This window comes from Candidatus Nanopusillus massiliensis, assembly GCF_920984865.1.
Genome location: NZ_OV100765.1, coordinates 596,454 through 596,703, shown reverse-complemented (window position 1 = coordinate 596,703; position 250 = coordinate 596,454). Strand labels below are relative to the sequence as shown.

Genomic DNA, 250 nt, shown 5'->3' with positions numbered 1-250 from the left:
TCCTATTACTTCTTTTGGATCTTTTAAATCAGGACNTGGAGATATTTCTATTAATGGTATTCCCAATCTATCCAATCTATAAATTNNNTAATCTTCTCCTTCTTCATTTTTTCTTNCAGCATCTTCTTCAATACAAATTGTTCCAATACTTATTTTTTTATCTTTATATTTTAATTTCCATTTAATGATAATAATAATGTTCTTTGAAAACCAGATGTATTTGATCCATCTACAACAATTTTTCTCATAA

1 pseudogene (running past one end of the window) is annotated in these 250 nt (G+C 24.9%); it reads right to left on the bottom strand.

Going from position 1 to position 250, the window contains the following annotated elements:
• Window positions 1–132 (bottom strand): annotated as a pseudogene (locus LUA84_RS05575) (hypothetical protein) (it extends 9 nt beyond the left edge of the window).
• Between the last annotated feature and the right edge of the window lie 118 nt (window positions 133–250).